Raw genomic sequence first — 26511 nt, forward strand, 5'->3', positions numbered from 1 at the left:
ACCTGTGGTGCAGGAGGCGGAAATGAAAATGGGCCCGGTTCCGAAGAACCGGGCCCATCGTGAAATGGCGACCCTGAAGGGACTTGAACCCTCGACCTCCGCCGTGACAGGGCGGCGCGCTAACCAACTGCGCCACAGGGCCATTATTCACTTGTGCCCACAAGGGGCGATTGCTTCGAAGAAGCAGTGGCTCCGACCGGCGTCGATCCGGTGACCTTTCGATTTTCAGTCGAACGCTCTACCAACTGAGCTACAGAGCCATATTCAATTTTCTCGTGAAAACGAGCTCTTCTGAAGAAGAACCACGTCTTCGCGACCCTGAAGGGACTTGAACCCTCGACCTCCGCCGTGACAGGGCGGCGCGCTAACCAACTGCGCCACAGGGCCATTATTCTATTGTCTGGAACTTCCGTTCCAGTCGTACCCCCAACGGGATTTGAACCCGTGTCGCCGCCGTGAAAGGGCGGTGTCCTAGGCCGCTAGACGATGGGGGCCCGGATTTCTCCTGTTCGAGCTAACCAGGCATTTACGCCCTGTTCGCTTGAACCTCCGTAAGCTTATCCCGAAACGAACCGCTAATGCAAAATCGATCGGGGGTGAGCTCTGTCACCACTCGTGTAGGGGTGTTTCAGGCATCAGGTGAGTGCCGCCCGTAGACTGATCGGATGGATCTTGACGCCGTCTCCGATGAGCTCTTCGACGACCTGGTGGCCCACGCCATGGATCGCCTGCCGGCGGAGGTCGCAGCGCATATGGACAATGTCGCCCTGTTCGTCGCCGACGATGCTCCGCCCGAGGACCCCGAGCTGCTGGGCCTTTATGACGGCATCGCCCTCACGGAGCGGACGGGCGATTACGGGTTCATGCCGCCGGACACCATCAGCCTGTTCAAGAACAACCTGGTCGCGATGTGTGCCGACGAGGGAGAACTGGCCGATGAAATCTTCATTACCATCGTCCACGAGATCGCCCATCACTTCGGTGTCGACGAAGACCGCCTGCACGAGCTGGGTTGGGGCTAATACACCGAATGACGCGATTTTGTCCGTGTCCGCCACGTCGCTTAGAGTTTCAAGCAGCTAGGAAACGAGTGATTCTACATTCGGGCCGAAAACCGGATCGCCGAGGCGGCCGAGTAATCCGAGCCCGAAGCGGAGGTAGCCAGTGACTGCAACACGATCCCGCGGGGGAGCCACACCCGCTCTGCGCATTCTCAATGCCTCGGGAATGGCCTATGAGGTGCATGAGTTCGAGCACGATCCGAATGTGCGCCAGTACGGGCCGGAAGCCGCTCATGCGCTGGGCGTGTCCGCCGATCGCGTGTTCAAAACGCTGGTCATCTCCGTCGACGGCGCACTGGTCAACGCGATCGTGCCGGTGTCGGGTCAGCTCGACCTCAAGGCCCTGGCCCAGGCGGCCGGCGGCAAGCGCGCAGAACTGGCGGGTCTGGCCGAGGCCGAAAGGACCACCGGCTATGTGGCGGGCGGGGTCAGCCCGCTGGGCCAACGCAAGCAGCTGCTGGTGGTGGCCGACCACACGATCAAGGACCATGAGACGATCTTCGTGTCCGGGGGCCGGCGCGGCCTGGACATCGAACTGACCCCGACGGCCTTCCTGGAGATCACCAACGCGACCTGCGCGAAGATCGCCACGCTCGACTAGGGCCTGGCACAGCCTCGCTCGAGCTCAGGGCTCCTCGCCCTCCAGATGGGCCAGTAGGTCGTCGAGTGAGTCGAAGACCAGGGTGTCGTCTTCGTCCTCGTCCTTCTCATCGAGCATCGCCGCGAAGACGTCGAGGTCCTCGTCCAGCTGCACCCGCACCCAATGATCCGGGAGGGTTTCCTCCGCGGCGAACTCGAGCAGCACCGCCTCGTGGAGCACCGCCACGCTGGTCAGCTCCATATCGTCGCGCAGGGCCGCCATCAGGTCCTCGTCCTGCGCGGATTCCTCTTCGAATTCCTCGGCTTCGATCAGTTCGTCGATCGTGGCCTCGACGATGGCCTGCCAATCCTCCGGGGTCTGGGCCAACAGCCCCTTGATGTGTCCGATGAGCACCGCGGAGTCGATTTGCGCTGCGGTGCGCTCTTCCAATTCCGGGTCCACATTGACGATCAGCTGTGCGTCGACGGCGGCTAGATCGGCCAGGCCGAACACGATTCCATCCGCTGCGTGCACATTGCTCAGTGCACCGGACGACTCGAGCGCCGTGCGCAGCGGTTCGAGGGACGGTGATTCGAGGGGATCTGCGGCGTTGTCGGCTGCGTTCATGTTCCCCAGTCTAGGGGAGTGGAGCCGGCTTGTGTGGGTCTGCGCGCGATCGGTTCAGAGCCAATCGGCCCGGCCCTCCACGGGCTCGATGCGCCCGGCCGACAAATCGGCCACCGCGGCCCTGGCGTCGGGGACCGCATCCCGCGGTACGGCGAAGGTCAGGGTCACCTCGGCGGCGAACCGCTGGTCGAGCACCCGCCAGCCGGCCTGCCCGATGCGGGCGCGCAGCAGCTCGGCCAGGGCGTAGGGGACGGTGACGGTCAGCGGGACCAGCAGGTCCCTGGTGGTGATCACCGCGTCCTCGAGTGCGGCCGAGACCGCCCCGCCGTAGGCGCGGACCAGACCGCCTGCGCCCAACAGGGTCCCACCGAAGTAGCGGGTGACAACGGCGACCACATCGGTCAGTTCACGGCCCACCAACACATCGAGCATCGGGATGCCGGCAGTACCTGAGGGCTCCCCGTCGTCGCTGGACCGGCGCACCTGCGGTGCGGGGCCCAGGACGAAGGCCGAGCAGTGGTGGCGCGCCTTCGGATGGTCCGCGCGCGCCGCTGCGACGACGGCCCTGGCGGCGGGCTCGTCGGCCACCGGCGCGACCACGGTCAAGAAGCGGGAGCGCTTGATCTCCAGTTCGGCTGCAACGGGTTCGGCCAGGCTGTACAGGGGCATACCGGCCAGCCTAGCGGGTGCACACGGACAGGATGCGGACAGGGCTTCACGCTGCCCGGCGCTGTGATCTACGATGTCCTCGACGGTGGTTCTGTGAGCCGCGTCGCAAACCCCGCCCTTTCCACCAGAAGGAAAAAGATAGTGTGACCGCTATGCCCGCCAACGCCCCGGAACTGTCTCCGGAGGAAACCGCAGCCATCGTCGCAGAATCCCAGCGCGCCTATGAGCTGGACCGTGCACATGTGTTCCACTCATGGTCGGCCCAGCAGCAGATCACCCCCATGGTCGTCTCCCGCGCACAGGGCTCCTATGTCTTCGACGGCGACGGCAAGCGCTACCTGGACTTCACCAGTCAGCTGGTCAACACGAACATCGGCCACCAGCACCCGGCAGTCGTCCAGGCGATCAAGGACCAGGCGGACCTGTTGTGCACCATCAACCCGGCCCACGCCAATGCCGCCCGCTCCGAGGCCGCCCGGCTCATCACCGAACGCACCCCCGCCGGGCTCGACCACGTGTTCTTCACCAATGCCGGCGCGGACGCCAATGAGCACGCGATCCGGATGGCCCGCCAGTTCACCGGCCGGCGCAAGGTGCTCTCGCGCTACCACAGCTACCACGGTGGGACCGACCTGGCCGTCAACGTCACCGGCGACCCCCGCCGGATCCCCAGCGACACCGCCGACTCGGGCGTTGTGCACTTCTTCGGCCCATTCCTCTACCGCTCCGAATTCGATGCGCAGACCGAGGAACAGGAGACCCGCCGGGCCCTGCACCATCTGGAACGGACCATCCAGCTGGAGGGCCCGGAGACCATCGCCGCCATCATCCTGGAGTCGATTCCCGGCACCGCCGGCATCATGATCCCCAGTGACGAGTACATGCAGGGCGTGCGCGAACTGGCCACGAAGTACGGCATCGTCTACATCGCCGACGAGGTGATGGCCGGGTTCGGCCGCGCCGGCAGCTGGTTCGCCTTCGAACGCTTTGGCATCGTGCCCGACGTCATCACCTTCGCCAAGGGCGTGAACTCCGGTTACGTGCCCCTGGGCGGAGTCGTGATGAACGATGCGATCTACTCCCACTTCGGCCAGCGCTCATACCCCGGCGGCCTGACCTACTCGGGCCACCCGCTGGCCTGCGCCGCCGCCGTGGCGACCATCAACGCGATGGCCGACGAGGGCATGGTGGACAATGCGGCCAGACTGGGCGAGGAGATCGTGGGCCCGCGCCTGGAGAAGATCGCCGCGAACGCCAAGCACGTGGGCGAGGTCCGTGGCACCGGCATGTTCTGGGCGATCGAGCTGGTCAAGGACCAGGAATCGCGCGAACCGCTGGCACCCTACGGCGGCGGCTCGCCGGAAGTCGCGGACATCCTGGCCAAGATCAAGGCCGCGGGCGTCCTACCATTCAACAACTTCAACCGGATCCACGTGGTTCCGCCGCTGAACGTCACGGAGGAGGAGCTCAACGCCGGCCTGGACGTCATCGAAGAGGTCCTGACCCAGGCGGACTACTCCGTCTGAGCCGATTCCGAGCCCGCTGCTCCGCAGGCTCTGGACAGCCGAGGCCCCGGCCCGGATCCGTATGTGCGGAACCGGGCCGGGGCCTCGGCTGTGTCGGGCGTCAGCGTGTGGGCAGCGGGACCGTTTCGAATGCCGCAGCAGCATGGCCGGCCCGCACGACCACGAGGAGCTCCGGATGCACGCGCCTGCGCGTCAGGGAGATCCGACCGCTGAAGGTGCCCGGCGAGCCGGCCACCGGGCGCAGGATGTGCCCGTCGGCCCACACCTGCGCGGTCCCGGCAGCAGGGGCCCCGGCCACAGTCACAGTGATGAGCCAGGAGCGCTCATCGGAGTCGATCGACACCGCGAAGTCCGGTGCGCCCGCCGGTTCCGGTCCGGTCGTGCCCGGTGCTGTTTCGGCCGCCGCGATCACATTGCCGGGCAGACTGGGCGTGAGGAAGGCCGGCACACGCCGGTGGGTTGCGGTCTCGAAAGCATGGGCTAAGTCCAAGAGGGCATCGTCTGTGTAGGCGGGCCCGGCAAAGGTCACATTGACCGGCATCGAGGTGTCGGCGATGAGGCCCATCGGCACTGACACCGTGGGGATGCCCAGGTGCCTGAACACGCGGTTGCCATTGGAGTACACGACGCCATTGCGCGATGCATCGGCGTGGCTCTCCGGCCGGGTGAACAGATCGTCGCGGCCCACGTCCCCGGCGGCGGGGAATGCGATGGCGTCCAGGGCGAGCCCGTCCATCCAGTCCTCCAGATCGACCCGGCGCACGGCTTCGAGTCCGCGGAGGACCTCCGCCAGCTGCGGCACCTCGTCATAGGATTCCGGGAGTCCTGCTTTGACGAGTTCGGCTAGGCGCTGGAAATCGTAGCCGCCGCGGGCCATTGTGATCCACACGGGTATGAGTGGGTCCTGGGCGGGGAACACGTCATCGCCGTCCACATCGGCCCAGCTGGTCAGGGCCGGGTCGCCATTGACGGCCAGGAACTGATCGAAGGCCATCGCGGCCACGGTACCGGTTTCGATTGCACGCCAGTCCGGGGGCACCAGGCCGCGCTCGGCCATGCCCCTGGCGCTCGGCCGGTCCTCCTCATAGTTCGAAACAACGGGGAAGTCGACTGCCACGACGGTGGCGCCGAGCCCTCGCAGATCGGCAGCTGCGCGGTCCCACAGGGCGCGCACCGCGGGGTTGATGACCGGTGGCACTTCCGCGGTGGGGTCCTCGCCGATGTACATCTTCGGCACACCGATGCGCAGGCCGTCCAAGCGTGCGGGCCGAACCCGTTCGCGCGGGGCCGGCAGCACGGTCGCCGGTGCGGGGAGTTCGACGGCGCTCTGCTGGCGCCAGAAGTCGCCGGTGGTCTGCGGGTCGTCCACCGCCAACACCTCGAGCAGCCGCAGCAGGTCGTCCACCCCACGGGTGTGCGGGACGACGACATCGCAGGTGGGGCGCAGGGGCCAATTGCCGCGAATGGACAACACCCCGCGCGAGGGAGTGTAGGCCACGAGCGCGTTGTTCGAGGCCGGCGAGCGGCCCGAGGAGACCGTCTCCTCTGCCATGCCGAAGGCGGCGAAGCTCGCCGCGGTGCTCGTGCCGGAGCCGTTGGACGAGCCCGAGCCGTAGGCCGCGGTCAGATAATCGGGGTTGTACGGGCTGCGCGCGTAATCGTAGAGCCCCGGCTGCACACCGCCGGCGGCCATCGGCGGCATATTCGTCTTGCCGATGAGCACGGCGCCTGCGGCACGCAGCAGTTCGACCGCGCGGGCGTCCTGTCCGGCCACCAGGTCGGCCAGCGCGGGCGACCCCGAGGCCACGGTGAGGCCGGCGACCTTGTAGCTGTCCTTGACGGTGAACGGAACGCCCTCGAGCGGTCCCACGGTGCCGGCGGCCCGCCGGGCATCGGAGGCGCGCGCCTCCTCCAGGCACTCGGGGTTGAGGACGGGGACGGCCTTGAGACACAGTCCTGTGCGGTCGTAGTACCCGATGCGGTTGAGATAGGCGCACACCAGGTCGACGCTTGTGACCCGGCCCGCTGCGAGCGCCTCCAGCAGCTGGCCGATCGACTTCTCGACGACGTCGAATCCTGTGCTCATGACTTCTGCTTCCTCCAACTTTCCGATTGTCCACGCGATCCGCCCCGGCCGGAGCCGGGGCGGATCAGCGGTTCTGTGGTGTTCTCGATTGCGCTCGATCAGAGCGTCGTGTGGGTCTCCACACCGCCCACGAAGGTCGCCAGCACTTCCGTGGCGGCGATCGTCGTGGGATCGACGGTCAGCGGATCGGCGCCCAGCACGACGAAGTCCGCCAACTTGCCCGGTGTCAGGGTGCCCTTGAGGTGGCCCTGGCCCGAGGCCTGTGCTGCGATCGTCGTGTAGGCCTGGACGGCCTGCAGTGGGCTCAGCTTCTCCGCTGCGGATCCCATCACCGCGCCGGAGCGGGTGGCGCGGTCCACGAAGGCCTGGATGCCGCGCAGCACATTGCCGTTGGCACACGGCCGGTCGGAGGAACCGGGCAGCAGGATGCCGGCGTCGAAGAAGGCCTTGGCGCGGTACAGCTGGGCGGTGCGCGGATGGTCCGCGCCTCCCAGCACCGTGTTCATAGAGTCGCCGATGTTGTCGGCGAAGGCCGACTGCGGGGTCACCGCGATGCCGTACTCCTTGATCCGCGGCAGCAGCGCATCGGGCACGATGGCGGCGTGTTCGATCCGGTTGGGCACGGGGTGGGCGTTGAGTGCCGAGGCCCGGCCGCCGGCGGCGGCACCGCCGTGGCCGGGTGCACCGTAGGTGTCCACGGCCTCGGCGATGATGTCCACTGCGCCCTTGACCGCCAGGTCGCCGATCGCATGGATCGCCAGCGACCAGCCGGACCGGTAGGCGGCCAGTGCCTGGGCGCGCAGCACCTCGAACTCGTCCTGCAGATAGCCCTTGGTGTCGCGGCCGGCGTAGTTCTCGCTCATCGCCGCGGTCTCGCCGGACAGGGCCCCGTCCATGAACATCTTGGTCGGGCCGATCGACAGGTAGTCGTCGCCGAAGCCGGTGACCATGCCCAGATCCAGTCCCGTGCCGAAATCATCGGCGGAGTTCGCCGTGATCGGGTGCAGGGTCTGGATGGCGGGCAGCAGCTGGGCGCGGGCCTTGAGCGCACCCGAGGTCCGTGCCCGCATATAGGCGCTGACCTCGACGGGGGAGTGGCCGATCCAGCCGCCGCAGATCCCCGCCTCGCCGAAGCTGGTGATGCCCTCGCGGGCGTATTCCGCGGTGGCCAGGCCCAGGACCTTCTCGATCTGGGCCTGCGAATAGGGCCGGATCAGGTCCTGGACGAGGTTCTGGGCGGTCTCCTCGACAAGTCCGGTGGGCCGGCCGGAGGAATCGCGGACCACCAGGCCGCCCTCGGGGTCGGTGAACCCTGGCGCGAGCATCCCGGCCTTGTCCATCGCCAGGGTGTTGGCGATTGCGGCGTGCCCGGAGACCTTGCGCAGGAACAGCGGGTGGTCGCCGCAGATCCGGTCCAGGATCTCCAAGTCCGGGTACTGGTCGGCGTAATCCTGCTGGGCGAAGCCGGTGGCGTTGATCCATTCGCCCGCGGGCAGGCGGCGCGCCTCGGCCTCGAGCTTGGAGTACAGCTCGTCCATGCCTCCGGGCAGGTTCTCCACGTCGACACTGTCGAGCGTCAGACCGAACCAGGTGGTGTGGCAGTGGACGTCGTTGAAGCCGGGCAGCACGGTCGCCCCGCCCAAGTCCAGCGTGCGGGCGGCCGGCAAGCCGGCCACGTCCTCGTCCAAGCCGATGATCCGCCCGCCCCATACGCCGATGGTGTGTGCAGTGGGCCGGGCCGGGTCCATGGTCTGGACGCGGGCCCCGGTGATGAGCAGATCGAGTTTCATCAGTATTTGTATCCTTCCACTTTGACACTGAACTTCGGCGCCAACGCCGAGCAGATCAGGGTGATCGCACCGAAGACGATGAGCATGATGGGCGCGGGCCACCAGGCCTCACCCGATGCATGGAGTAGCGCGGTGGCGATCATCGGCGTGAAGCCGGAGACGATGGAGCCCAGGTTGGCGGCGATCGCGACCCCGGACAGGCGGTGGGCCGGCGGGAACAGAGCGGTCATCAGGGCGCCGTTGGCGGCGTAGGGCACCGACAGGCAGGCGACGCCGAAGGCCACGCCCAGGATCACCAGCACCGGATTGGTGGTATCGACCATGAGGAAGACGGGGAAGGCGCACAGGATGGTCAGCACCCCGCCGATCACGGACACGCGGGCAGGGCCGTACTTCTGGCCGAGCTTGCCGCCGTAGACCAGCACCAGGATCTCCAGGGCCGCGCCCACCAGGGTGGCAGCCAGCAGCAGGTTCTTGTTCATGCCCAACTGCTGGGTGCCGTATGACACGACGAAGGTGGTGACCAGGAAGAAGCCGGCACCGCCGGTCAGATTGGCGCCGAAGCCGATGAGCACCTGCAGGGGCGAGTGCTTGAAGACCTGGATGATAGGGGCCGATTCCTTGGCCGATTCCTCTTCCAGCTCCTGGAACACCGGGGTTTCCTCCAGGTGCTTTCGGATGTAGACGGAGACCAGCAGCAGTGGGATGGCCAGCAGGAACGGGATGCGCCAGCCCCACATGTTGAAGTGCTCGTCATTGGTGATGATGATGCCGACCAGGAAGAAGAAACCGGAGGACAAGATGGTGCCGATGGGCGAGCCGATCTGGGGGAAGGCGGCATACCAGGCGCGCTTGTGCGCCGGCGCGGATTCCACCGCGGCCGTCACAGCGCCGCCCCATTCGCCGCCCACGGCCAGGCCCTGGAAGACGCGCAGGATGATGAGCAGGACCGGGGCGGCCATGCCGATCGCGTGGCGGTCAGGCAGCAGGCCGATCAGGCCGGTGGCGGTGCCGATGCCCACCACGGTGATCATCAGGACGGTCTTGCGGCCGATCTTATCGCCCAGGTGGCCGAAGATCAGGCCGCCGATCGGGCGGGCCACGAAGCCAACGGCCATGGTGGCGAAGGACGCCATGGTGGCCAGGAAGGGGTCGGAGGAATCGAAGTAGAGCACATTGAAGATCAGTGCGCTGGCGGTGGTGAACAGGAAGAAGTCGTACCACTCCATGGCGGTGCCCACCAGGGCCGCGATCGCGGCCTTCTTGGCGGTCTGTTCATCGACGTGGTGGGTGGTCTCCACCTTTTCGCGCATTCCGGGCGCGGTTGAGTCGCTCAAGGGTCTCCTTAGTCGCTATTCCTGGGCCCGCGAACGGGGCCGAGGCCGTGGCCGCGGCGGTGGCCGGGCTCACGAAGGGGAACAGGGACATGTTACATGCGGCACTGTGATGCCTAGAACACGAATGCCCGGAAGGCGAGCCTTCCGGGCATTCGTTCACACAGGTTTTACATGGGCCGAGGTGCGCCCCCGGGTTTCAGGACCCGCTCAGCGGGCCGGTCAGGACCGGGGCTCCGTGGGGTGCAGGACGCGGGACAGGAAGCTCCTGGTGCGCTCGTGCTGCGGATCGCCGATCACCGCCGAGGGCGGCCCGGCCTCGACCACCACGCCGCCGTCCATGAAGACGACCCGGTCGGCGACCTCGCGGGCGAATTCGATCTCGTGGGTCACCACGATCATCGTCATCCCCTCATCGGCCAGATCGCGCATCACGCCCAGCACATCGCCCACGGTCTCCGGATCCAGGGCCGAGGTGGGCTCGTCGAACAGCATCAGGCTGGGGTTCATCGCCAGGGACCTGGCGATGGCCACGCGCTGCTGCTGTCCGCCGGAGAGCTGTTCCGGTTTGGCGTCGAGCTTGTCGGTCAGCCCGACCAGGGCGATCTGCTTCTGGGCCTCCGCGTCAGCCTGTTCCGCTGTGCGCTTGAGGACCTTGCGCTGGGCCACGGTGAGGTTCTCCCGCACGCTTAAGTGCGAGAACAGGTTGAAGCCCTGGAAGACCATGCCGATGCGCCGCCGTGCGGCGTCGATGTCGAGGTCCGGATCCGTTATGTCCATTCCGTCGACCACGATGGAGCCGTGGCTGGGCGTCTCCAGTAGGTTGATGCAGCGCAGCATCGTCGACTTACCCGAACCGGAGGGGCCGATGACGCACACGACCTCGCCCCTGGTGATCTCCAGGTTGATATCGCGCAGCACCTCGTTGTCTCCGAAGGATTTGCCCAGGTTCGTGATCGAGACGATCGGTGTTTCCTCTGACGTGCTCATCTCATGCCCCCATTCCCGCGGATCCGTACTTGCGTTCGAGCCTGCGCGAAAGATATGACAGCGGCAGGGTGATGATCAGATAGCACACGGCGATCACCAGGAACGGCGTCAGACTCGCCGATGACACGATTTCGGAGCGGGCCAGCATGGCCAGTTCGCGTTCCGTCACGGACGCGCCCAGGATGTAGGCCAGGGACGAGTCCTTGGTCAGCAGGATCAGCTCGTTGGTCAGCGGCGGCAGGATGATCCGGAAGGCCTGCGGCAGCACGATCGTGATGGTGGTCCTGGTGTGGGACATGCCCAGGGACCTGGCGGCCTCGATCTGTCCGCGCGGGACCGCCTGGATGCCGGCACGGATCGTCTCCGCCATATAGGCCGAGGACACCAGCCCCAGGGCGATCGTGATCGACACGAGCCGCGGGATCTGCGCATCCGGGAAGGCCGCCGGCAGGCCGAACCCCATGGCCAGGAAGACGACCAGGGCCGGCAGGCCGCGGAAGAACTCGATATAGGCGAACGAGATCCCCCGGTAGACGGCCACCGAGGACAGCCGCATGAGCGCCAGGACGATGGCCGCCGCCAGACCCACGACGAAGCCCAGCAGGGTGAAGATCACCGTGTTCTTCAACGCGACCGTGATGACCTGCGGGAACATCCCGGCGGCCACCTTGGGGTCGGCGAAGGTCTCCAGCAGGGTCCGCCAGTCGGCCGCGAAGGCCAGGACGATGACGATGACGATCAGGATCGCGTACTGGATCCCGCGTGAGAGTCGTTGTTTCTGACGTCTCTTCATGGGTGTCACTTATCGGTCGCGGCAGCCGAGGCCGCGGCGGTGGGCGCGTCCACGCCGAACCACTTCTTGTAGATCTCGTTGTAGGTGCCGTCGGACTTCAGTTCGGCCAGGACCTCGTTCGTGGTCTTGAGCAGTTCGGCATCGCCCTTCTTCACGGCGATTCCGTAGTGTTCGCCGGTGGCGATGTCGAAGGCGACGTTGAAGCCCGAGTTCTGTTTGGCGTAGTCGTAGAGCACGCCGTTGTCGTTGACCACGGCGTCGACCTGGCCGTTCTTCAGGGCCTCCAGGGACAGGGGCAGATCCTCGTAGGTGGTGTTGGTCGAGTCCTTGAAGTTCTCATTGGCGTACATCTCACCGGTCGTGCCCTGCTGGACCGCGATCTTCATGCCCTTGAGGTCGGCTTCCGCCGCCGGCTTCTTGTCCTTGACGAGGACCGCCTGGTTCGCGTCGAAGTAGGAATCGGAGAAGTCGACCTTGCCCTTGCGCTCATCGGTGACCGTGGTGCCGGCCGCCGAGATATCGCAGGTCTTCTGGTTGAAGGCCGCACCGGTCGTGATGGTCTCGAAGGGGGTGTCGACGACCTCCTGCTCCAGGCCCAACTTCTCGGCGACCTTGGCGACGATGTCGACATCGAAGCCGACGATCTCCCCACCCTTCTCGTACTCGAAGGGCTGGTAGGACAGGTGGGTGCAGTTGGTCAGCTTGCCCTCGTTGATCGGGGTGAAGCCGTCGGCCGACTGGGAATCCTTCTCCGAGGCCGAACCGCCGCAGGCGGACAGGGTCAGGACGACGGCGGCCAGTGCCGCCGCGATGGGGAGTGCTTTCACGGGTATGTTCCTCCTGGGTGTCTCCGGTCACGTAACCGGGGGTGGAAGGAACTATACCGACAATATGAGAAGAACGTGTAACGCACGTAACAGGTATCGAAAAGGCCTGTGGCCCCGCTGCATTGCAGCGGGGCCACAGACGGGATCTGCGGGCGGGTCAGTCGTCGACCAGGACCACGTCCAGGGTGCGGGGGCCGTGCACGCCGGCCACCCGCTCCAGTTCGATGTCCACGGTGGCCGACGGCCCCGACACCCAGGTCTGGGGCCAGGTGGCGAGCTCGCGTTCGATGAGGATCCCCACGGCCTCGGGCACCAGCTGCACGATGTCGGAGACGAACACCAGGCAGATGTGGTGATCGGGCACCAGGGTGATCGCGCGGCGCCCGCAGCCGGGGCCGGACAGGCAGATCGTGCCGGTGTCGGCGATCGCCACCTGGGAACCGGTGACCACTGCGTCGATCACCGTGTTCAGCTCCTCCTTGGGCGTGGGATCCGAACCGGAATCCTGGCGCACCTCGGCGGTGACCTCGGACAGCAGGGCGTCGTCCAGATCATCGGGCACCACGATCCGCTTGGCATCCCCGAGCAGGCGCGCCACGGTCGCCGGGACCTCGGCCTCGGACACGCGGGTGACACCGGCGTCGTAGTCGACCAGCCGGTCGGTCAGCAGCGCGACCAGACCCTCGCGGTCCAGCTCGCCGGTCACGGACTGGTGCGCCGGGATCTCCGGCGGTTCGTGATCGGCCGGTACGAAGCCCTGCTCGCCCACGGTGCCCTCGCGGCCCAGGGCCGCGGAGATCCTGGCCAGGACTTCGGAGCGGGCGTCGGGGAAGGACGGCTGCGGTTCCGTTTCCGGGTCGGCGGCCGGTTTGGTGCCCAGCATCCTCTTGAGCGGATTCGAGGTCATTTCGCATCTCCGTTCCCACGGGCGGAATTCCCGCGTTCCCTGGCCCACCACGTCCGGAACGATTCCTTGGGCGGCTGGGGGACCGTGCGAGTCTTCGTCCACTTGCCCGCCACGCCTGGGGCCTTCTTCAGGCCCTCGGGGGAGACCATCAGCTTCGCCAGCGGCAGGCCCTTCTCGACCGCGGCCATGCGCTTGCCGTCCGACATCATCCAGGAGGCCGCGGTCAGTGCCGCGTCCAGCTGGCTGTGCGGCAGCTTGCCCAGCACACCGGCCTTCTGCTCTGCCTTGCGCTCCTTGTTCTCCACGTCCTCGGCGCGCAGGCGCACCAGCATCTCCGGGATGTTGATCTTCACGGGGCAGGCGTCGTAGCAGGAGCCGCACAGGCTCGAGGCGTACGGCAGGCTGCCGTTCTCGCTCTCGTCCACACCGGTCAGCAGCGGGGTCAGGATCGCACCGATCGGGCCGGGGTAGACAGAGCCGTAGGCGTGCCCGCCGGTGCGCTCGTAGACGGGGCAGACGTTCATGCAGGCAGAGCAGCGGATGCAGTGCAGGGCCTGGCGGCCGTGCTCATCTGCCAGCGCCCTGGTCCGCCCGTTGTCCAGCAGCACGATGTGCACGTTCTGCGGACCGTCGCCCTCGCTCACGCCCGTCCAGTAGGAGGTGTACGGGTTCATCCGCTCGCCGGTGGACGAACGCGGCAGCAGCTGCATGAAGGTGCCGAGGTCCTCGAACTTCGGCAGCAGCTTCTCGATGCCCATGACGGTGATGAGGGTCTCCGGCAGGGTCACACACATCCGGCCGTTGCCCTCGGACTCGACCACGCCCAGGGTGCCGGTTTCGGCGATGCCGAAGTTGGCGCCGGAGATCGCGACCTTGGTGGACATGAACTTCTTGCGCAGGTGCTTGCGGCTGGCCTCGGCCAGATCCTGCGGATTGTTCGACAGGTTCGGGTCGGCATCGTCCATCTCGCGCAGGAAGATCTCGCGGATCTCGTCGCGGTTGCGGTGGATGGCCGGCACCAGGATGTGGCTGGGGCGGTCGTGGCCCAGCTGGACGATGAGTTCGGCCAGGTCGGTTTCGAAGGCGTCGATGCCGTGGGGCTCGAGGTATTCGTTCAGGCCGATCTCCTGGGTGGCCATCGACTTGACCTTGATGACCTCGCGCCGGCCGTTGTCCAGCACGGGTGCGTTCTGCTTGACCAGGTCCTCGACGATCCTGTTGGCCTCGTCTGCGTTGCGCGCCCAGTGGACGTGGCCGCCGCGGGCGGTGAAGGCGGCTTCGAACTGGGTCAGCAGTTCGGGCAGCCGGTCCATCACATAGGACTTCACGCCCGAGCCGTTGTCGCGCAGGTCCTCCCAGTCGGGGCGTTCGGCCACGCGCAGTGCCCGCTTGCCGCGGATCGTGGTGGTGGCCTTCGTCAGGTTGGTGCGCAGCTGGACATTGCTCAGTTCGTGTTCGGCGACCTGCGGGAAGGGCGCGCCCTCCTTCAGGAAGCCCTGGCCGGCGACCGGCCGCAGGGTCACGCCGTCCTTGCCGAGGACCATGGGGGTTCCGATGTTGACGGCGGTCATCGCAGGGCACCTCCGCTCACGAGCTCTTCGTCGAGGACCAGCGGGTTCTCCTTGGTCGAGGCCAGGATCCGGGCCAGGTGGACCGTGGCGGGCACGCTGCCCTGGGCCGGCAGCAGTTCCGAGGTGCGCGAGAGGCCGCCGCCGATGTGCATGAGGCAGCTGGCGTCGCCGCCGGAGCACACCTGTGCGCCGGTTCCGATGATCGCGTCGACCTTGTCCGAGAGCATCGCCGAGGACACCTGCGGGTTCTTCACGGAGAAGGTGCCGCCGAAGCCGCAGCAGGAATCCCAGTTATCGGCCTTGACCACTGTGGCGCCCTCGACGGTCTCCAAGAGGCGCTGCTGCCGGTCGCCCAGGCGCAGCAGCCGCATCCCGTGGCAGGAGGGGTGGTAGGCGATCTTGTACGGGAAGTACGAGCCCAACTGTTCGGCGGCATCGGTGATGCCCTCGACATCGGTGAGGAACTGCGCCAGTTCCATGGTGCGCCCGGCGATGTCGGTGGCGCGCTTGGACAGCTCGTCGTCGTTGTTGTATTCGGCGATCATGGGGTGCTGGTGGCCCAGTGAGGCCACGCAGGAACCACTGGGGGCCACGGCATAGTCCCAGGATTCGGCCTCGAATGCCCGCACGTGGTTCTCCACGACCGGGTAGGCCTGCTTGAACTTGCCGGAGTTGATGTGCATCTGACCGCAGCAGGCCTGGCCGGCGGGGAAGATGACCTCATGCCCCAGTCGTTCCAGAATGCTGACGGTCGCGCGTGCCACCTCCGGGTACATCGCATCGACGATGCACGTAGCGAAAAGCGCGATTCTCACGGTGTCTCCCAATAATCCGCAGTGTGTCGATTGGCAGGCCGGTCGGGTTCAGCGGTTTCCGCCTGCCGCTGGAACTACCGTACGCACGATGGGCCGTCCCGGCTCGGCGGCTGGCCCGACCGTGTTCTGCGCAACGTCGTGACGCCGGTTATCCAGGCCACGACACCCCTGACCTGCGATGTTTTAAGATCGGCTGGGATGAAATCGCAAAGCTGTCCTTGCGTTAAGGTGAGCGCTCACACGGGCACTACGTCGCGGGCCCGGGTCCGTCGGCGCCGGTAGCCGATCACGGCGGCCAGGATGAAGCAGAAGCCGATTGCGGTCAGCCCGACCCCGGTGAAGGCCGGCGCCCGGTAGCCCAGTCCCGCGTCGATCACGACCCCGCCGAGGAACGCGCCCAGGGCATTGGCCAGATTGAACGCCGATTGATTCATCGCGGCGGACATGCTGGGGGCGTCGTGGGTTTCGCGCATCAGGCGCACCTGCAGGCCCGTGGTGAAGATGGAACCGCCGATGCCCAGGAGCACCATGCACACCACGATCGCCGGGAACAGGTGGGCCAGGGTGCCGAAGGCGGCCAGGACGATGCCCAGGCCCGCCACTCCGATGATGACGGCGCGTTCGATCGACTTGTCGATCAGCGGGCCTGCGATCAGCGAGCCCAGGGTCATCCCGACTCCATAGGCCACCAGCACCCAGGGGACCACGGAGTCCGCGGCACCGGCCAGATCGGTCACCGTCGGCGCGATATAGGTGTAGACGGCGAACATGCCGCCGAACCCCAGGGAGCCGGCCAGCAGGGTCAGCACCACCTGTGGGCGGGCCAGGGTGCGCAGCTCGGCCCGGGTCGAGGGCCGCTGGGCCGGGGCGGGGTCCCCCGTGGCAGTGTTCGTCCCCGTGGCTCCGACGGCGGGCACGAACAGGGCCACCGCCAGGAAGTTGACCACTCCGACGGCTGCGAAGACGAAATAGGAGGTGCGCCAGCCCAGCTGGGCGCCCAGCACGGTGGCCGCCGGTACGCCGACGATGTTCGCGATCGTCATGCCCAGCATCACCCGCGCCACGGCCGTCCCCGAGCGCTCAGGGCGGGTTAGGCGGGCTGCGACGATTCCGGCGACTCCCAGGTAGACGCCGTGGGGCAGCCCGGAGACGACGCGGGCGATGAGCAGCATCGACATACTGGGGCTGGTCGCCACCAGCAGGTTGCCCAGGATGAACAGGCACACCATGGCCAGCAGCAGCGGCTTGCGCGGGACACGGGAGGTCAGGGCGGTGATGAGGGGTGCGCCCACCACCACGCCCAGGGCGTAGGCGGAGACCGCATGGCCGGCCTCGGTGATGCTCACTCCCAGGTCCGCGGCGAACTGGGGCATCAGCCCCATGGTGGCGAATTCCGTCAGGCCCAGTCCGAAGGCACCGATGGCCAAACAGGCATAGGACACGGGGACGGGCAGTGAATGGCGGCCAGTGGGAAGCAGTGGGAGAGCGGGCACGGGGTGTAAGCCTAGTGGCTGGGAGGCGACCCGCATAACGGTACTGGGGTGTGCTTTTCAGTTTCGTATAGTGAGTCACATGGATCTCATTAAATGAGATTTCGTGAGATTTTCCCTTGTCCTCGGGCGTACTGTCTTCTTTGCGCGAGTGCCACAGCAATCGCGCAAAGAACACTCAGGCTCACCCATGGCCCGGCCGTTCGCCGTTTCACCATTCGGAATCAAGAATCAAGGGATCATGTCCACCCACACCAGTAATGCCGCGGCAGGCGCGGCTCATGGCGGTCAGGCGGTCGACAACATCGCACTGGCCCGCAAGACGAACACCCGCGGCAAAGTCCTGACGGCGTCGATGATCGGTACGACGATCGAGTTCTTCGACTTCTACTCGTACGCGACCGCATCCTCGCTGGTCTTCCCCGCTCTGTTCTTCCCGCACCAGACCTCGACGACGCAGCTGCTGAGCTCCTTCGCCGTGTTCGGCGTCGCCTTCGTCGCGCGCCCGATCGGCTCGGTCCTCTTCGGCCACTTCGGCGACCGGATCGGCCGTAAGAAGACCCTGATCGCCTCGCTGCTCATCATGGGCATCGGCACCTTCCTGATCGGTCTGCTGCCCACGGCGGAGACCCCCGGATGGATGATCCTGGCCCCGCTGTTCCTGGTGCTGCTGCGTTTCTGCCAGGGTGTGGGCCTGGGCGGTGAGTGGTCCGGCGCGGCACTGCTGGCGACCGAGAACGCTCCGCAGGGCAAACGGGCCATCTGGGGCACGTTCCCCCAGCTGGGCGCCCCGGTGGGCTTCATCATCGCAAACCTGTTGTTCGTGGGAATCAGCTACGGGATCTCGCCCGAGGCCTTCCTGAACTGGGGCTGGCGCATCCCGTTCCTGCTGTCGGCCATCCTGGTGGCCGTGGGCCTGTGGGTCCGCATGTCCCTGATGGAGACCCCGGCCTTCCAGCTGGTGGAACAGAAGCAGCAGATCGCCAAGGCCCCCATCGCCACGGTCTTCAGGACCAGCTGGTGGCAGATGGTCCTGGGCACCTTCATCATGTTGGCGACCTATGTGCTGTTCTACTTCATGACCGCCTTCACCCTGACCTACGGCACCTCGCCCGACACCACCGATAAGGCGGCTGCCGCTGCGGCCAAGGCCGGCAAGGCCTTCGATCCGGCGACCTTCGTGCCCGGCCTGGGCTACACCAAGAACGAATTCCTGGTCTACCTCATCATCGGCGTGATCTTCTTCGGCGTCTTCACCGTGGTCTCCGGACCGCTGGCGGAGAAAATGGGCCGGCGCAAGATGCTGAGCATCGTCACCGTGCTGATCGGGGTCTACGGCCTGTGCCTGCAGCCCCTGTTCACCGCCGGCACCGCAGGGGTGTTGGCCGGTCTGATCATCGGCTTCACCCTGATGGGCCTGACCTTCGGGCCGATGGCGGCCTATCTGCCTGAGCTGTTCCCCGCGAACGTCCGGTACACGGGTTCGGCGATCTCGTACAACATGTCCTCGGTCATCGGCGCGGGTCCCGCCCCGTTCGCCATGGTCGCGCTGTGGCAGCACTCGAACGGCGGTTCGATCTTCACCGTCGGCCTGTACATGCTGGTCGGTGCGGTGCTCACGGTGATCGCCCTGCTCCTGGCCAAGGACACCACGCACGTCGATATGGAAGCCGAACTCGCCTGACCCCGGGCGGGTGCCGGCAGCGCATCCCCGCAATACACGAGGGCGGCGCCCGCGGAGATCATCCGCGGGCGCCGCCCTCGTGTGTGGTTCCGGTGTCTAACTCACTTGCGATCCGACAGTGCCCATGCGGCACCCGCGGCCACAGCGGTGACGACGCCCACGGCGGGCCAGGCGCCGAGCTTCTTGGCAAGCGGATGTGACAGGCCGAAGCCCAGCAGGTACGTCGCGGCCAGCGCCGAGGTGGTGGCCGGGTTGGTCTTCTTCAGCCAGCTGCGGCCGGCGTAGGCGCCGGCGGCGGCCAGGACGACTCCGCCGAGGGGGCGGATAAGGGTTTCGCGGGCGGTCAGATAGCCGCCCACCAGGCCCGCGGCGACGACGGCTGCGGTGTTCACTTCTTCAGCTGCTTTCATGTGTGCGATCCTACTCCGCGGGTCTTCGGCGGTCTCACCGGCGGCCTCGGACCAGGCCGGCGAGGACCAGCACCACAAGCGAACCTCCCACGGCGAACAGCCAGGTGCTCCAGGAGAAGAACGCCAGGTTGGGGTTGAAGCCCAGGGCACGGCCGATGAAGCCGCCGACGATCGCACCGACGACGCCCAACAACAGGTTGCTGAAGAAACCACCGCCGTGGTCCCCCGGCAGCAGGAAACGGGCGATGGCACCGGCCACCAGCCCCACGATGATCCACGCCAAGATACTCATGTGGTCAGCCTAACAAGCATCGGTGGAACCGGGCTGGGAAGAGACAGGGCGAATGATGGGCCAGGAGCCGGGGCAGAGGGGACCCACACTACCACGACCAGGTGCCTTGCCGGTATCCTGGTGAGTCCGGATGCCGAAGAGGCGACCTACCCGGTGAGGAACCGGGCAATGAACGAGGAAGACGGAGGCCCTGTGTCCCAGGAGTCGGACGAGTCGAGTACCGAGTCGAGGAAATGGCCGCGCACCCTGCGAGCCCTGCGTGTGGCGGGCCGCTGGAGCGCGCGGATCGGTGGTTGGCTGCTGGTCTGGGTGGGCCTGACGCTGTTGGCCGCCGGATGGAACATCCGCCAGGTCTGGGGCGATATCACCGTCGACCAGATGCTGACGAACATCACCGGCGTCCGCCGTGACGGCGGGGGCGGCGACCTGGCTATCCAGGCCGTCTGGTGGATCGGCGTCGTACCGCTGGTCGCCACGGTACTGCTGGCCGTCATCGTCTATCTGCTGCGCCGCCCCGGCCGCAAGCGTGCGGGCCGCACGTCCAAGGCCACGGGCGTCCGCCGGATCGCGGCCGTGCAGAGCCCCACCGGGAGGGGACTGCGGCGCTTCGGTGCAGTGGTGCCGATCGCGCTCGTCACGGCCATCGCCGTGACCGGCACGGCGACGTTCTCCTCGGCTGTGAGCATGCCGGACTACATCCGTGCGGTGCGCTCGAACCTGGACCTGGGGCCCTATTATGCGCAGCCCACGGTTGACAGGGCCGCTGCGAAGAAGGTCGCCGGGGGCAAGAAGAACCTGGTGTTGATCTACCTGGAGTCTGGGGAGGCGACGCTGGGCGATGACAGCGTGTTCGAGAAGGACATGCTGGCACCTGCCAAGGAGGCCACGCAGGGCTGGGCCGGGATCGACGGCCTGCAGCAGTACCACGGCGGGGGCTGGACCATGGCCGGAATCGTCTCCAGCCAGTGCGGCATCCCCCTGCGCGGCAAGAGCGCTGCGACCGGCGACAAGATCATGAACGAGCTGGGAACGGAACTGGACAGCTTCATGTCAGGGCAGACCTGCCTGGGCGATGTGCTGGCCGACAACGGGTACACGAACACCTTCATAGGCGGGGCGAACGCGGACTTCGCGGCCAAGGGAACGTTCCTGCGCACCCACGGTTACGACACCATCAAGGACCTCAAGACCTGGCGGGCCGCCGGCGAGGCCTCCAAGGACATCCGCAGCGACTGGGGCCTGAGCGATAAGCGGCTGATGGAGCACGCGAAGGACGAGGTCGACCAGCTGCACAAGAAGTCGCAGAAGACCGGCAAGCCGTTCAACCTGTCGATGCTGACGCTGGACACGCACGAACCCGTGCACGTCTACGACTCCTGCAAGGTCGACACCCAGGATCAGCTGGCCTCCGTGTTCTCCTGCTCTATGGCCACCGTCGCGGGCTTCCTCGACCACATGAAGGACAAGGGGTACCTCGACGATACGACCGTCGTCGTAATGGGCGACCACCTCAAGCACATGGCCGGGTGGAACGCCTACCACGAGGAACTCGACGGCCGTGACGACCGCACCGTGTTCAATCGCATCTGGGTGCCGGGGACGAAGAACGGTAAAACACCGTTGGGCACCCCGCGCGCAGGCGTGGACCAGCTCAACTGGCTGCCCACGATCATGGACGCCGTCGGAGTGCCGGCCACCGGTTCCCGGGCGGGCCTGGGCGTTTCGGCCTTCGCGCCGGAAATCCCGGCAGAGTCCGCGCAGGCGTTGGATGAGAACAAGTACAAGGAACTCCTGGATGCCAGGTCCGGCGACTTCTACGCCAGGGCCTGGGGCGAGGCGAAGTGAGGCGTGCGGATTTTTCCAAACCCACCGACAGGCGTTAGGATGTTCGGGTGTGTGGCGGTCGCATGATCTCCCACGCACGGGCCTCTAGCTCAGTTGGTAGAGCAGCGGACTTTTAATCCGCGGGTCGAGGGTTCGATCCCCTCGGGGCCCACCAGAAGTTGGTTGTTCAAACCGCCGACATTTCCGGTTTGACCTGCGTGGACTGCCGTCTCCCCGTCTGGGGAGGCGGCAGTTTGCTGTACTCCGGGGTCGAACAGGATGTGGAACGGCTCCCCTGCCTGGCCGTCGATGCCGTCGTTTGTGACGAGCAGGCGTTCGAAGAACGCCTGGTTCGCGATGCGACGCAGGGAGTCGTCCACGCTCATGTAGATCTTGTGCGCGTTGCCTGCCAGGGCAAGGCAGTCGTCCAGGTGGGCGCGGGCCTGTTCGTACTCGACGGAGCTGGCTTCGATGCGGGCGTCGAGGAACCCGATCTGTCGGGCGATGCGGTCCTGCTCCGACTTGAGCAGGTCGATGGGCACGGCTCCGGCGTAGTGGGCTTGCAGGAGCTTGTGGCGCTCGTCATGCAGCCGGTCGCGTTCGGCGATCTGGCTCTTGCGCTCGCTCTTCGCGGTGGCGTAGAGCCGGTCGAACTCGGCGTGGATGAGCTTGCGCAGCGGCTCGATGACGTGGGCGGGGATCTGCACGCTGCGGTAGTAGTCTTCGACGGCGGCTTCGACGTCGGGCACGTACATGGCCTTACGGTCGCAGGCGGTGCGCTTCTTGTGCCGGCCGGAGCAGATGAAGTACGGGTAGATCACCCCACGGCCGCTCTTGGCGTTGGTGAGGATCAGCCGCGACCCGCACGTACCGCAGAAGATGCTGCCCTTGAGGTAGTGGTCGTGGGCCTGGGTCTTCTCCCCGGAGATGCGGTGCGAGGCGAGCACGGTCTGCACCCGGTACCAGACCTCGGGAGCGACGAGGGGTTCGTGCAGGCCGTCGTACATCGCGCCTTTGAACAGCACGTTGCCCTTGTAGTACGGGCTGGCGAGCAGCTGCTGGATCGTGGACAGCCCGGGCGCCTTCTCGGGTCGCTTCGGCGTCGGCACGGTCGTCAGGCCGCGGTCGATGAGTTCTTCGCGGAGGGTGATGGTCGAGTAGTTCCCCGTCGCGTACGCCTCGAACGCCCACTTGATGAGCGGGCCGCGCTTCGGGTCGACTTCGATGCTGCGCACCTCCCGGCCCAGTTCGTCGCGGTGGGTGGCGTTGAGGTAGCCGATCGGGGCCTTGCCGTTGGTGCCGCCGGTGATGGCCTTCTGGGTCATGCCCTTGGAGACCTCGTTGGCGAGGTTGCGGGAGTAGAACTCCGCGATCGTGGACATGATGCCGTGCAGCAGCATCCCCGACGGGGTCTCATCGATGTTCTCCGTCGCGGACACCAGCAGCACCCCGGCCTCTTTGAGCGCGAGGTGGATCGCGACATCATCGGCACGGTTGCGGGCGAGGCGGTCGACCTTGTGGACGATGCAGTACGCGACCGGGTGGGTCTTGACGTACTCGATCATCTCCATCAGCGCGGGGCGATCGGCCTTGCGGGCGGACTCGCCCGCATCGACGAACTCCTCGATCACGACCGCGCCGAGGTCTTGGGCCTTGCGGAGGTTCGCCTCGCGCTGCGCGGGGATCGAGAAGCCCTCGTCCCGTCCGCCCTTGGAGGCCTGCTCCTTGGTGGACACGCGCAGGTAGGACACGGCGAGCGTGGTGGTCTCGCCGATCTGGCTCAGGTCGAACGATGGCGGCCCCGCCGGGGCCAGGCAGTCAGTGTCTCCGGGCGTGCCGGAGAACGTATTCGCAGTGGACACGGGTCGTGTTTCCTTCCCCACAGGTGGGGCCAACACGAGCTGGAGAAACCTGCTCGTGCGGTGCGACAGTAAGGAAACAACAAGACCCGGAAACCACCCTTGCGGGTGGTGATAGGTAGTGCCCCGAAGGGCTCAGCAAGAAGGTCGTACCACGGCGATCCGGTACCCGGTCCGCCGCTGGCGACGTACATCGATTCTACCTCGGAGCTCCGGACTCGTCACGGGCACCGGACGGCCGGTCGGCGAGCCCCGGCGACTCCGCAGCCGTGCTGCCCGGGTCTGGGGCGCTATGAGCGGTGTGGGCGTCGCGGGCGCGGGCCTGGGCCATCCCGATGAACAGCCGCGCGAGCTGGTGCAGGTCCGGGCTCTGTCGTGGTTCGGCTTGCACCCGGTGGTTCTTCATGCGCGGCGGCGGGGTGCTGGAGCGGGTCACTGCTCGTCTCCTTCCGCATAATCGATCCCGGCGAAGAAGGAGTCCTCGGCGGCTTTGCTGCGGGCGACCTGCTCGATCACGTACTGCACGAAGTCGGCGCGACGGTCCTCGATCGGGGTGTCCTCGACGGTCGGGGCGGGTGGTTCGCCGGGCCAGGCGGTCTGTCGGGAGGGCCGGTCGCGGTCCAGTCGGGTGCCGGATGCGGCGACCCAGTCGCGCAGCCGCTGGCGAGCGGCAGCGAAGTCGCGGTGCCAGCCGATCGGGGCGCTGGCGTTCTGCTCGGGGTCGTAGGCGGCGAGCCAGTGCAGGTGCAGCGCGGACAGCTCCCAGAGCAGTTCGGGGTGGCGGTGCCACAGCGGCGGGATCACCGAGGCCGGCAGGGCGTAGGTGTGACGGAGCCATTCGACCCACCGGTTCAGGGCGAGCCATTCCTGCTCCAGGTCGTGTGAGAGCAGCAGGTTCCAGTTCACCGGCCGCGGCGGCCCAGGCACGTCATCGCCCGCGCCTGCCGGGTCGAATGCGTCGTCCAGGTCGTCCCAGTCCTCCGGCTCCACCGGATCAGCAGGTGTCGTGGTGTCGTCGTTCATGATGTCCGCCCCTTCTCACAGGGCCCGGGCGGGCTGCACGGTCTTGGGCTGTTCGGGTTCCGGGGCGCTGAACTCGACGGCGCGTTCGGGCCCGGCCTGCTTCGGGGGCTCCATCTGCGACAGCCGGCGCGACGTGCCGACCTCGGTGTTCATGCGGGAGGCGTCATGTCCGAGCCGGTTCGCGATGAACTCGTTCGACTCGACGCCGGTCTTCGGGTTGGTGCTCGGCTTGAGGGTGCCGTGTGCGATGAACCAGTCCTGCTTGGCGAGCTTCGCGTACCCGGCCTCGGCCGCGCCCCGGAAGGCGACGACGTCGTGGAAGGTGGTCGGCAGCTTGATCCGCGACCCGTCCGGGGCATACTCGTGGTGCTCCTGCCCGGCCTTGAAGTACAGGCGTGGCACCCCGTCGTGGTACGTCCGCTTCGGGGTCGAGGCGACGAACCCGTAGAACGCTTGCCCGAGTTCCGGATCCGGCTGCTGAGACTGCTGCTGCTCGTCCATCGTGTGCTCCCGTAGGTCTGCTCAGGCCGCGCACCTCTGACGTGGGCGGCTTCAGCAGGCAGGTGCACTCACCCGACCCTGCGAGCTCCGCGACGGAATCAGCTCTGGTGGACGTTGTGGAGGAGCTGTTCGACCTCGGCCCGATCCGCAGCGAGCTGTGTCCCGTCGGGGCGGGTGGGCCAGCCGCGCAGATCGGTGATGATCGGCGGCGCGGATCGGAGCAGCGTGACGGCGGTGCCGAACGGGAGCGTCCTGATCCGGTCCGGGGGCAGGATCAGCACCCGGCGGATCGAGCGCTGGTTGGAGCGGGAGCCATAGTCGCCGACCGTGGTGGAGTCGGTCAGCTCGTCGCGTTCCCCGATCAGCGTGGACAGGTCTTGGAGATCACGACTGTTGGAGGCGCCGCCGAGGAGGACTTTCACGATGGAGGCATCCCAGATCGCGCCGGCCTGGTGCTCGTTCCACTTGTCCCGGGCTTGGGCGAGGGACTGGAGCACCGCGAGGGTGGTGATCCCGGTGCCGCCGCCTTCGGCCATCAACGTCGGCAGCGACGGCAGCGGGGCGAGGTTGCCGATCTCGTCCAGGGCCAGCAGCATCGGCGGGTCGAGCCTGGCCCCGGTGGAGCGGGCGGCGAGTCGGCGGGCGGTCTCGATCAGATCCTCCACCAGCGCGGCGACCAGCGCGGCACTGTTGCCCGCTCCGGCACCGGTCGCGAGGAGGAACAACGTGCCGCGGTCGCGGATGAAGGCTTCTGGGTCGAACTCCTCGCCCTCTGCCGGGGAGACCGCATCGAGCACCCGCGGGTCTGCGAGGGCAGCCAGGGAGAGGGAGACGCCTTGCAGATCGAGTCTCGGGTGCGCGGATCGGAGTCGATCATCGAGGCGAGCGAGTCCGCCCACCCGGTCGCGGCCTGCGGGTGGTTGGTGAGGATCGCGACCGCATCCGCCGCGCTCGTGGGGTCGAGCGTCCACCGGAACAGCTCGACCGGCGACCGGCCATCCAGGGCGGCGGCGTGCAGCAGGGCTTGGAGTGCTGCCCGGGTCTTGCCTTCCCAGAAGTCGCCGCCCTCGACCCCGCCTGAAGAAAGGCCGGTGGCGGAGGCGAGGCCGGCGGCGCGGATCATCGCGGTCTGCGGGGACTCGCAGCCCCGGATCGGTGACCACCGCAGCCCGGCGGGGAGGCCTTCGGCGAGGTGCTGCGGGTCGAACACCGCGACCGGGCCGACACGCTTTCTCGCGCGCAGGCAGGCGGTGAGGTTGTCCGGGCGGGTGCTGGTGGTGACGACGGCGCCGGGAGCGTCGAGGATCGCGGGGATCACCAGGTGCAGGCCCTTCCCGGAGCGGGGCGGGCCGATCAGCAGGATCGAGTCCTCCACGCTCGCCCACACCTCGCACCGCCGCGACTGCCCCAACCGGTACCCGACATCCACCGGACGCGGATCATCAAGCGCGGGTCGGAGGGTGCTGGCGCGGCGCATCAACGCCCGCGCCGACGCCGTCTGGGCGACCTCGTGCCCGGTCGCGACGCCTGCCTGCCGGTGCGGGTCGGCGGCGGCCTGCCGCGTCATCCTCCGGAACAGTCGCGATGCCCAGATGCCGGCCGCGGCGAGGGCGCCGAGCATGACGGTGGTGACGATCCAGTAGACGACCGGGTTCAGGTCGTCAGCGCCGAGCTGCCCGCCCGGATCACCGGGATCGAAGAACACGGCAATGCCGCCGGTCGCGCCTGCGGTCGGTTGGTCGGTGCCGGTGAGGAATGCCGCCACGCTGCCGGCGGCGCGCAGCACGAACGCGACCCCGATGATTCCGCCGATGGCGATGAGGACGAGGTTGGTCAGCTCGTCTCCCATCGC

Annotated in this window: 22 protein-coding genes, 5 tRNA genes and 2 pseudogenes; 6 read left to right on the forward strand and 23 right to left on the reverse strand. The window is 67.1% G+C overall.

The features are described 5' to 3' along the window. Nucleotides 1–65: 65 nt before the first annotated feature. The 4 genes from NQ038_RS03170 to NQ038_RS03185 form a co-directional block, all read right to left on the reverse strand. Nucleotides 66–142: transfer RNA gene (locus NQ038_RS03170), tRNA-Asp, on the reverse strand. 45 nt (nt 143–187) lie between these two features. Next, a tRNA-Phe gene (locus NQ038_RS03175) sits at nt 188–260 on the reverse strand. A 53-nt stretch (nt 261–313) separates the two neighbouring features. Further along, nucleotides 314–387: transfer RNA gene (locus NQ038_RS03180), tRNA-Asp, on the reverse strand. Nucleotides 388–421: 34 nt separating this feature from the next. Then, nucleotides 422–494, reverse strand: a tRNA-Glu gene (locus tag NQ038_RS03185). A gap of 171 nt (nt 495–665) precedes the next feature. Between NQ038_RS03185 and NQ038_RS03190 the strand changes: the two genes are divergently transcribed. Beyond that, nucleotides 666–1022 carry a metallopeptidase family protein gene (locus NQ038_RS03190; RefSeq protein ID WP_257048867.1) on the forward strand — a complete coding sequence of 119 codons (357 nt, stop codon included), beginning with the start codon at nt 666–668 and terminating at the stop codon, nt 1020–1022. Nucleotides 1023–1164: 142 nt separating this feature from the next. Next, a complete protein-coding gene (gene ybaK / locus NQ038_RS03195) occupies nt 1165–1662 on the forward strand; it encodes a Cys-tRNA(Pro) deacylase (RefSeq protein WP_257048865.1) in 498 nt (165 codons plus the stop codon). 24 nt (nt 1663–1686) lie between these two features. On the opposite strand, the gene NQ038_RS03200 is transcribed toward ybaK, so the two are convergent. Together NQ038_RS03200 and NQ038_RS03205 are read right to left on the reverse strand one after the other, a co-directional pair. Next, the gene (locus tag NQ038_RS03200; protein WP_257048864.1) at nt 1687–2268 is read right to left on the reverse strand and encodes a hypothetical protein; all 582 of its coding nucleotides are present in this window, start codon (nt 2266–2268) and stop codon (nt 1687–1689) included. A gap of 54 nt (nt 2269–2322) precedes the next feature. Further along, complete coding sequence (locus NQ038_RS03205; protein WP_257048863.1) at nt 2323–2937, reverse strand: YigZ family protein; 615 nt, start codon at nt 2935–2937, stop codon at nt 2323–2325. A 152-nt stretch (nt 2938–3089) separates the two neighbouring features. Between NQ038_RS03205 and NQ038_RS03210 the strand changes: the two genes are divergently transcribed. After that, complete coding sequence (locus NQ038_RS03210) at nt 3090–4463, forward strand: aspartate aminotransferase family protein (RefSeq protein ID WP_257048881.1); 1374 nt, start codon at nt 3090–3092, stop codon at nt 4461–4463. A 100-nt stretch (nt 4464–4563) separates the two neighbouring features. On the opposite strand, the gene NQ038_RS03215 is transcribed toward NQ038_RS03210, so the two are convergent. The 10 genes from NQ038_RS03215 to NQ038_RS03260 form a co-directional block, all read right to left on the reverse strand. Continuing rightward, nucleotides 4564–6549 (reverse strand): amidase, encoded by a 1986-nt coding sequence (locus NQ038_RS03215; RefSeq protein ID WP_257048861.1) that lies wholly within the window; start codon nt 6547–6549, stop codon nt 4564–4566. 98 nt (nt 6550–6647) lie between these two features. Then, on the reverse strand, nt 6648–8339 hold the full coding sequence (locus NQ038_RS03220) for an amidohydrolase (RefSeq protein WP_257048859.1): 1692 nt from the start codon (nt 8337–8339) through the stop codon (nt 6648–6650). Further along, the gene (locus NQ038_RS03225) at nt 8339–9676 is read right to left on the reverse strand and encodes an MFS transporter (RefSeq protein WP_257048857.1); all 1338 of its coding nucleotides are present in this window, start codon (nt 9674–9676) and stop codon (nt 8339–8341) included. Before NQ038_RS03225 ends, NQ038_RS03220 begins: the two co-directional genes overlap by 1 nt. Nucleotides 9677–9895: 219 nt before the next feature. Next, a complete protein-coding gene (locus NQ038_RS03230) occupies nt 9896–10663 on the reverse strand; it encodes an amino acid ABC transporter ATP-binding protein (protein ID WP_306427695.1) in 768 nt (255 codons plus the stop codon). 1 nt (nt 10664) lies between these two features. After that, a complete protein-coding gene (locus NQ038_RS03235) occupies nt 10665–11456 on the reverse strand; it encodes an amino acid ABC transporter permease (RefSeq protein WP_257048855.1) in 792 nt (263 codons plus the stop codon). A gap of 5 nt (nt 11457–11461) precedes the next feature. Continuing rightward, the gene (locus tag NQ038_RS03240) at nt 11462–12283 is read right to left on the reverse strand and encodes a basic amino acid ABC transporter substrate-binding protein (protein WP_257048854.1); all 822 of its coding nucleotides are present in this window, start codon (nt 12281–12283) and stop codon (nt 11462–11464) included. A 157-nt stretch (nt 12284–12440) separates the two neighbouring features. Beyond that, nucleotides 12441–13190 (reverse strand): LUD domain-containing protein, encoded by a 750-nt coding sequence (locus tag NQ038_RS03245; protein ID WP_257048853.1) that lies wholly within the window; start codon nt 13188–13190, stop codon nt 12441–12443. Continuing rightward, nucleotides 13187–14761, reverse strand: coding sequence for a lactate utilization protein B (locus tag NQ038_RS03250; protein WP_257048852.1), 1575 nt, complete (start codon nt 14759–14761; stop codon nt 13187–13189). The genes NQ038_RS03245 and NQ038_RS03250 overlap by 4 nt, the downstream gene beginning before the upstream one ends. After that, nucleotides 14758–15576, reverse strand: coding sequence for a (Fe-S)-binding protein (locus tag NQ038_RS03255; RefSeq protein WP_257048851.1), 819 nt, complete (start codon nt 15574–15576; stop codon nt 14758–14760). The genes NQ038_RS03250 and NQ038_RS03255 overlap by 4 nt, the downstream gene beginning before the upstream one ends. A gap of 236 nt (nt 15577–15812) precedes the next feature. Continuing rightward, entirely contained in the window at nt 15813–17069 is a 1257-nt protein-coding gene (locus NQ038_RS03260) for an MFS transporter (protein ID WP_257048850.1), read from the reverse strand. A gap of 238 nt (nt 17070–17307) precedes the next feature. Here NQ038_RS03260 and NQ038_RS03265 point away from each other — a divergent pair, with 238 nt between their 5' ends. After that, on the forward strand, nt 17308–18750 hold the full coding sequence (locus NQ038_RS03265; protein WP_257061859.1) for an MFS transporter: 1443 nt from the start codon (nt 17308–17310) through the stop codon (nt 18748–18750). 101 nt (nt 18751–18851) lie between these two features. Here the strand turns inward: NQ038_RS03265 and NQ038_RS03270 are convergent, their stop codons facing one another. Both NQ038_RS03270 and NQ038_RS03275 read right to left on the reverse strand, forming a co-directional pair. After that, nucleotides 18852–19160, reverse strand: a complete 309-nt coding sequence (locus tag NQ038_RS03270; protein ID WP_257048846.1) for a hypothetical protein — start codon at nt 19158–19160, stop codon at nt 18852–18854. A 34-nt stretch (nt 19161–19194) separates the two neighbouring features. Beyond that, a complete protein-coding gene (locus tag NQ038_RS03275) occupies nt 19195–19452 on the reverse strand; it encodes a GlsB/YeaQ/YmgE family stress response membrane protein (RefSeq protein ID WP_257048844.1) in 258 nt (85 codons plus the stop codon). Between the two features lie 168 nt (nt 19453–19620). Between NQ038_RS03275 and NQ038_RS03280 the strand changes: the two genes are divergently transcribed. Then, the gene (locus NQ038_RS03280; RefSeq protein ID WP_257048843.1) at nt 19621–21297 is read left to right on the forward strand and encodes a sulfatase-like hydrolase/transferase; all 1677 of its coding nucleotides are present in this window, start codon (nt 19621–19623) and stop codon (nt 21295–21297) included. A gap of 78 nt (nt 21298–21375) precedes the next feature. Then, nucleotides 21376–21451 (forward strand) — tRNA-Lys (locus NQ038_RS03285). A gap of 595 nt (nt 21452–22046) precedes the next feature. On the opposite strand, the pseudogene NQ038_RS15560 reads toward NQ038_RS03285, so the two are convergent. The 5 genes and pseudogenes from NQ038_RS15560 to NQ038_RS03310 all read right to left on the reverse strand — a co-directional run. Then, nucleotides 22047–23174, reverse strand: a pseudogene (locus tag NQ038_RS15560) (recombinase family protein); the annotation flags it as partial. A 160-nt stretch (nt 23175–23334) separates the two neighbouring features. Continuing rightward, nucleotides 23335–23571 (reverse strand): hypothetical protein, encoded by a 237-nt coding sequence (locus tag NQ038_RS03295; RefSeq protein ID WP_257059126.1) that lies wholly within the window; start codon nt 23569–23571, stop codon nt 23335–23337. Further along, nucleotides 23568–24158, reverse strand: coding sequence for a hypothetical protein (locus NQ038_RS03300; RefSeq protein WP_257048840.1), 591 nt, complete (start codon nt 24156–24158; stop codon nt 23568–23570). The genes NQ038_RS03295 and NQ038_RS03300 overlap by 4 nt, the downstream gene beginning before the upstream one ends. Before the next feature lie 15 nt (nt 24159–24173). Further along, nucleotides 24174–24659 (reverse strand): hypothetical protein, encoded by a 486-nt coding sequence (locus NQ038_RS03305; protein WP_257048838.1) that lies wholly within the window; start codon nt 24657–24659, stop codon nt 24174–24176. Nucleotides 24660–24757: 98 nt separating this feature from the next. Further along, nucleotides 24758–26508: pseudogene (locus NQ038_RS03310) on the reverse strand (type IV secretory system conjugative DNA transfer family protein). Nucleotides 26509–26511: the final 3 nt, after the last annotated feature.

This window comes from Brevibacterium sp. 50QC2O2 (genome assembly GCF_024580675.1).
Taxonomy (GTDB): domain Bacteria; phylum Actinomycetota; class Actinomycetes; order Actinomycetales; family Brevibacteriaceae; genus Brevibacterium; species Brevibacterium moorei.